Source organism: Metapseudomonas resinovorans, from assembly GCF_002003485.1.
GTDB classification, from domain to species: Bacteria; Pseudomonadota; Gammaproteobacteria; order Pseudomonadales; family Pseudomonadaceae; genus Metapseudomonas; species Metapseudomonas resinovorans_D.
Genome location: NZ_BDMA01000121.1, coordinates 1 through 343, shown reverse-complemented (window position 1 = coordinate 343; position 343 = coordinate 1). Strand labels below are relative to the sequence as shown.

The window sequence follows — 343 nt, the reverse complement described above, 5'->3', positions numbered from 1 at the left end:
ACCCTGGCAGCGGGTCGGTGCAGCCGGCGCGATCACAGTGCTGTAGCGCCGGCCATTAGCCCATCGGTTTATCTCCGCTGACCGCCTGCTCTGGCACAATCAGCGGCATGACTGCCTCGCCTAACCTCGACCAACTGACCCCTGAGCAACTGCGCGCACTGGCCGCACAGTTGCTCACGCAGGTCGACGCGATGGGCAAAAAGATCCACCGCGATCAAACCGTCATCGAGCAGCTCACCCACGAAATCGCATGGTTCAAACGGCACAAGTTCGCCAAGCGCAGCGAGCAACTGAGCCCTGACCAGGGCAGCCTGCTTGATGACCTGCTCGACACCGACATCGC

Annotated in this window: 1 protein-coding gene; it reads left to right on the top strand. The window is 62.1% G+C overall.

Features of this window, described 5'->3' with window-relative positions:
* Nucleotides 1-107 precede the first annotated feature (107 nt).
* A partial coding sequence (locus tag MnOB_RS28495; protein ID WP_199824622.1) for a transposase occupies nt 108-343 on the top strand: 236 nt, incomplete at its 3' end.